Annotated in this window: 6 protein-coding genes; 4 read left to right on the top strand and 2 right to left on the bottom strand. The window is 52.1% G+C overall.

The features are described from left to right. Positions 1–163: 163 nt before the first annotated feature. From KQJ18_RS21555 to cmoB, 3 genes are read left to right on the top strand one after another with little or no spacing between them, the layout of a single operon-like run. Positions 164–559: an MAPEG family protein gene (locus KQJ18_RS21555; protein ID WP_038641437.1), complete on the top strand. Its 396-nt coding sequence runs from the start codon at positions 164–166 to the stop codon at positions 557–559. Between the two features lie 40 nt (positions 560–599). Further along, a complete protein-coding gene (cmoA, locus tag KQJ18_RS21550) occupies positions 600–1,343 on the top strand; it encodes a carboxy-S-adenosyl-L-methionine synthase CmoA (protein WP_038641439.1) in 744 nt (247 codons plus the stop codon). Continuing rightward, a complete protein-coding gene (gene cmoB / locus KQJ18_RS21545; RefSeq protein WP_038641441.1) occupies positions 1,340–2,308 on the top strand; it encodes a tRNA 5-methoxyuridine(34)/uridine 5-oxyacetic acid(34) synthase CmoB in 969 nt (322 codons plus the stop codon). The genes cmoA and cmoB overlap by 4 nt, the downstream gene beginning before the upstream one ends. Before the next feature lie 235 nt (positions 2,309–2,543). On the opposite strand, the gene cutC is transcribed toward cmoB, so the two are convergent. Next, complete coding sequence (gene cutC / locus KQJ18_RS21540) at positions 2,544–3,290, bottom strand: copper homeostasis protein CutC (protein ID WP_216422703.1); 747 nt, start codon at positions 3,288–3,290, stop codon at positions 2,544–2,546. A gap of 2 nt (positions 3,291–3,292) precedes the next feature. Beyond that, positions 3,293–3,859 carry a VOC family protein gene (locus tag KQJ18_RS21535; RefSeq protein WP_038641445.1) on the bottom strand — a complete coding sequence of 189 codons (567 nt, stop codon included), beginning with the start codon at positions 3,857–3,859 and terminating at the stop codon, positions 3,293–3,295. A gap of 238 nt (positions 3,860–4,097) precedes the next feature. On the opposite strand from KQJ18_RS21535, the gene argS reads away from it, so the two are divergent. Next, a partial coding sequence (argS, locus tag KQJ18_RS21530; protein ID WP_216422702.1) for an arginine--tRNA ligase occupies positions 4,098–4,803 on the top strand: 706 nt, incomplete at its 3' end.

Here is a 4,803-nt window from a genome sequence, read left to right as displayed (position 1 = left end):
ATCATAGACAGTGCCATCAACTCAACCATACTCTAAATAATTCGAGTTGCAGGAAGATGGCAAGTGAGAGAATCCCCTGGAGCTTACATAAGTAAGTGACTGGGGGGAGCGAGCACAGCCATCGCGCATGCAACTTGAAGTATGACGAGTAAAGGGAGTTTGTATGGTCAGCGCGCTTTATGCCGTATTAGGTGCGTTATTGTTAATAAAGTTCTCATTTGACGTCGTGCGCCTGCGTATGCTGTACCGCGTTGCCTATGGTGACGGTGGTTTTAGCGAACTGCAAAGCGCTATCCGTATTCATGGTAATGCGGTGGAATATATTCCTGTCGCGTTAGTGCTGCTGTTATTTATGGAAATGAACGGCGCAGAAACGTGGATGGTGCATATTTGCGGACTGATGTTGATTGCCGGACGACTGATGCATTATTACGGATTCCACCACCGGCTTTTCCGCTGGCGGCGTTCAGGCATGAGCGCGACCTGGTGTTCGCTGTTGCTAATGGTGCTGGCGAATCTTTGGTATATGCCCTGGGAGTTGGTTTTCTCCCTGCATTAGCGCACAATACGCCACTTTATTTTTCCCGGATTTTTACGTTATGTCTCACCGCGACACGCTTTTTTCTGCGCCTATCGCCAGTCTGGGTGACTGGACCTTTGATGAACGGGTAGCTGAAGTCTTCCCGGATATGATCCAGCGTTCCGTTCCCGGCTACTCCAATATCATTTCGATGATTGGCATGCTGGCCGAACGTTTCGTACAACCCAACACACAGGTCTACGATCTCGGCTGCTCTTTGGGCGCGGCGACGCTCTCGGTGCGTCGCAATATTCATCACGAGAATTGCAAAATTATTGCCATTGATAATTCCCCGGCGATGGTTGAGCGCTGCCGTCGTCATATTGACGCTTATAAGGCCCCAACCCCGGTTGACGTCATCGAAGGCGATATTCGCGACATTACTATCGAAAACGCCTCGATGGTGGTGCTGAATTTTACCCTGCAGTTCCTTGAGCCACCTGAGCGCCAGGCATTGTTGGATAAGATTTATCAGGGACTGAATCCCGGCGGTGCGCTGGTGCTGTCGGAGAAATTCAGTTTCGAAGACGCTCAAGTTGGCGAGCTGCTGTTCAACATGCACCATGACTTCAAACGCGCAAATGGCTATAGCGAACTGGAAATCAGCCAGAAGCGCAGCATGCTGGAGAACGTGATGCTGACCGACTCCGTAGAAACACACAAAGCGCGCCTGCATCAGGCTGGTTTTGAGCACAGCGAATTGTGGTTCCAGTGCTTCAACTTTGGTTCCCTGGTGGCGTTGAAAGCTGAGGTTTGCGCATGATCGATTTTGGTAACTTTTATCAGTTGATTGCCAAAAATCACCTTTCCCACTGGCTGGAAACACTCCCGGCGCAAATCGCTGCCTGGCAGCGCGATCAGCATGGCTTATTTAAGCAGTGGTCGAATGCGGTGGAGTTTTTGCCAGAGTTAACGCCGTATCGTCTGGACTTACTGCATAGCGTCACCGCAGAAAGCGAGCAACCACTTAGCGACGGTCAGCTCAAACGCATCGACACCCTGATGCGGAACCTGATGCCATGGCGTAAAGGGCCATACTCGCTCTACGGCGTCAATATTGATACCGAATGGCGCTCAGACTGGAAATGGGATCGCGTCCTGCCGCATTTATCGGATCTTACCGGCCGTACCATTCTCGATGTCGGCTGCGGCAGCGGATATCACATGTGGCGTATGATTGGCGCGGGGGCGCACCTGGCGGTGGGCATCGATCCTACGCAATTGTTCCTGTGCCAGTTTGAAGCGGTGCGTAAACTGCTGGGCAACGATCAGCGCGCGCATCTGCTGCCGCTGGGTATTGAACAGCTTCCGGCGCTCAACGCCTTTGATACCGTATTTTCCATGGGTGTGCTGTATCATCGACGTTCCCCGCTGGAACACCTGTGGCAGTTGAAAGATCAGTTGGTTAAAGAGGGTGAACTGGTACTGGAAACGTTGGTTGTCGAGGGTGATGAAAATACCGTACTGGTGCCGGGTGACCGCTACGCGCAGATGCGTAACGTCTATTTTATCCCCTCTGCGTTGGCGCTAAAAAACTGGCTGGAAAAATGCGGATTTGTTGATGTGCGCATCGCCGATGTCTGCGTCACCACCACCGAAGAGCAGCGCCGCACCGAGTGGATGATAACCGAATCGCTGGCCGATTTTCTCGACCCGAACGACCACAGTAAAACGGTGGAAGGCTACCCCGCCCCATTACGCGCGGTATTGATTGCGCGTAAGCCGTAATAGATTGCCGAATGACCGTTACGTATAGCACCGTTTCTCCAAAATAGTTCACGTTGCAGCAAGGCGGCAACGCAGCAAATCCCCGGGAGCGTAGATAACTACGTGACCGGGGTGCGCGAGGCGGCCAACGCTGTTGCGGCTTGAAATATGAAGGAGAAAAAAAGGCCCCTGTTGAAATTGCAGGGGCCTGGTACGAGCAAGCATCATATTGGGCGACATGATGCAACGGTAAAAATCAGCTGGCCTGATGGCGTGCCATGATTGCTTTCATTTCAGCAACCGCCGCTCCGTCAACCGCATAGCGAGAATACTCATCCGCCTGCGTATCCGAAGACATCGACAACCCCGAATGGCGATAACGCATTGGGGAAGCCAGCCATACTCCGGCAGAACTATGGACTTCCTGCACTCCAGCATCCAGGAACAGGGACAAATTCGAGGCGCGAACCCCCGCTCCGGCCATAATGATTGGAGCACCCGCCTGCGCAATAAGTTCCATTATTTTTGTTAAACCTTGCACTGCATCTGATTTTTGCCCGGAAGTCAGTACTCTGGCGATGCCCAATCGAGAGAGTTTTTGTAGCGCATTGAGTGGGTTAGCGCACATATCAAACGCCCGATGAAAAGTGACATTCAGCGGACCGGCTGCCGCCATTATTTTTTCCATGCGCGGCATATCGACATTGCCATCCACATCTAAAATACCGGTCACCAGCCCTGGAAATCCCAGTTCTCTGACCATCGCAATATCATCCAGCATTGCCGCGAATTCACCGTCGGTATAACAAAAATCCCCTCCACGAGGGCGGATAATCGGGTTGACGGGAATAGCAACATGCTGACGAACCGAACGCAATACGCCCAGTGACGGCGTTAAGCCCCCTTCTTTGGGCGCCGAGCAAAGCTCAATGCGATCCGCGCCGTTTTGCTGCGCCGTAAGCGCGCATTCCATGCTGTAACAGCAAACTTCCAGTAAGGCCATGTTTACTCCTGTCGCTCACTTGCCACAATGGTTTCAATCGACCACGGGTGAAACTTTATCGTCACACTGCCATCGCTGACCGCCAGCGTAGGATTGGGTAATCGCTCACGCTCTCCTTTCGGTGAGCTGGTTTTCACGAAAATGCCCGGCTGACTCAAGCCTTGATCGGAAAGCAGCGCCAACGCTCGCGCATTCAGCGTTTGTGCATCACCCGGCAGGACAATCTCAATATGCTCCCAACCTTCATGTGGATAACGCTTTTCTCCCGGCCACGGCAGCTCTACGATGGAAAATGTCCAGTGCAGTACGCAAACCGGCTCATGAAGTTTGAACAGGCAAATCGGTCTGCCATTGATGATATTCTCTGACAATAGTTCACCGCACTGCTCAAACCCACGACGCCAGCGCTCTGCGGTAGTATTTTGATGGCAACGCAAAGAAATGTGATCGGCTTCAAGTGGTGTGACATCCAGACCAAGACGGGTGGAAAGTTCTGTTAACGCCTGCGTGAAATGCGGTAAATCTGCGGAAATATCATGCAGTTCTGCAACTGTTTGCCAGTTCGCCATAATAAAAGCTCATATCCATGTTCAAAGCCGCTAATTTACTCTGTTGCGCTGCGCCATCCAACCGCTGTTTTTTTCAAACGCAATATGCATAATTATACGTTATTGCGTTGCTTTCATTTCCGACAGCGCACTGTACTCGCAATGCTGACGGCAACGGGCATTTGCAGTATACTCCCGCCCTAAATTCTTAAACTGGCGCGGTGAATTTTATCCCGCTTCATAAATGTAAGGTATTCCGGTGAATATTCAGGCTCTTCTCTCAGAAAAAGTCAGTCAGGCCATGATTGCTGCAGGCGCGCCTGCAGATTGCGAACCGCAGGTTCGTCAGTCAGCAAAAATACAGTTCGGTGACTATCAGGCCAACGGCATGATGGCTGTCGCTAAAAAACTGGGTATGGCGCCGCGACAACTGGCTGAGCAGGTGCTGACTCATCTGGATCTCAACGGGATTGCCAGCAAGGTTGAAATTGCTGGCCCGGGCTTTATCAATATTTTTCTCGATCCGGCATTTCTGGCGCAGCATGTTCAGCAGGCGCTGGCCTCCGATCGTCTGGGCGTAACCCAACCGGCTAAACAAACCGTTGTTGTCGACTACTCCGCACCTAACGTAGCGAAAGAGATGCACGTGGGTCACCTGCGTTCCACCATCATCGGTGACGCTGCGGTGCGTACGCTGGAGTTCCTCGGCCACAATGTTATTCGTGCTAACCACGTTGGCGACTGGGGTACTCAGTTCGGTATGCTGATCGCATGGCTGGAAAAACAGCAGCAAGAAAACGCCGGAGAGATGGCGCTGGCTGACCTGGAAGGTTTCTACCGTGACGCGAAAAAGCATTACGACGAAGATGAAGCCTTCGCAGAACGCGCCCGTAGCTATGTTGTTAAACTGCAAGGCGGCGACGAATATTTCCGTGAGATGTGGCGCAAACTGGTCGACATTACCA

Source organism: Citrobacter sp. S55_ASV_140, assembly GCF_018919505.1.
GTDB lineage: Bacteria > Pseudomonadota > Gammaproteobacteria > Enterobacterales > Enterobacteriaceae > Citrobacter > Citrobacter werkmanii.
This window is presented reverse-complemented; position numbering and strand designations above follow the sequence as displayed.

What these genes read in the sequence shown, in the direction of transcription:
- cmoA (WP_038641439.1), top strand. Translation starts at nt 600, where the DNA reads ATGTCTCACCGCGACACGCTTTTTTCTGCGCCTATCGCCAGTCTGGGT.
- cmoB (WP_038641441.1), top strand. Translation starts at nt 1,340, where the DNA reads ATGATCGATTTTGGTAACTTTTATCAGTTGATTGCCAAAAATCACCTT.
- cutC (WP_216422703.1), bottom strand. Translation starts at nt 3,290, where the DNA reads ATGGCCTTACTGGAAGTTTGCTGTTACAGCATGGAATGCGCGCTTACG.
- KQJ18_RS21535 (WP_038641445.1), bottom strand. Translation starts at nt 3,859, where the DNA reads ATGGCGAACTGGCAAACAGTTGCAGAACTGCATGATATTTCCGCAGAT.
- KQJ18_RS21555 (WP_038641437.1), top strand. Translation starts at nt 164, where the DNA reads ATGGTCAGCGCGCTTTATGCCGTATTAGGTGCGTTATTGTTAATAAAG.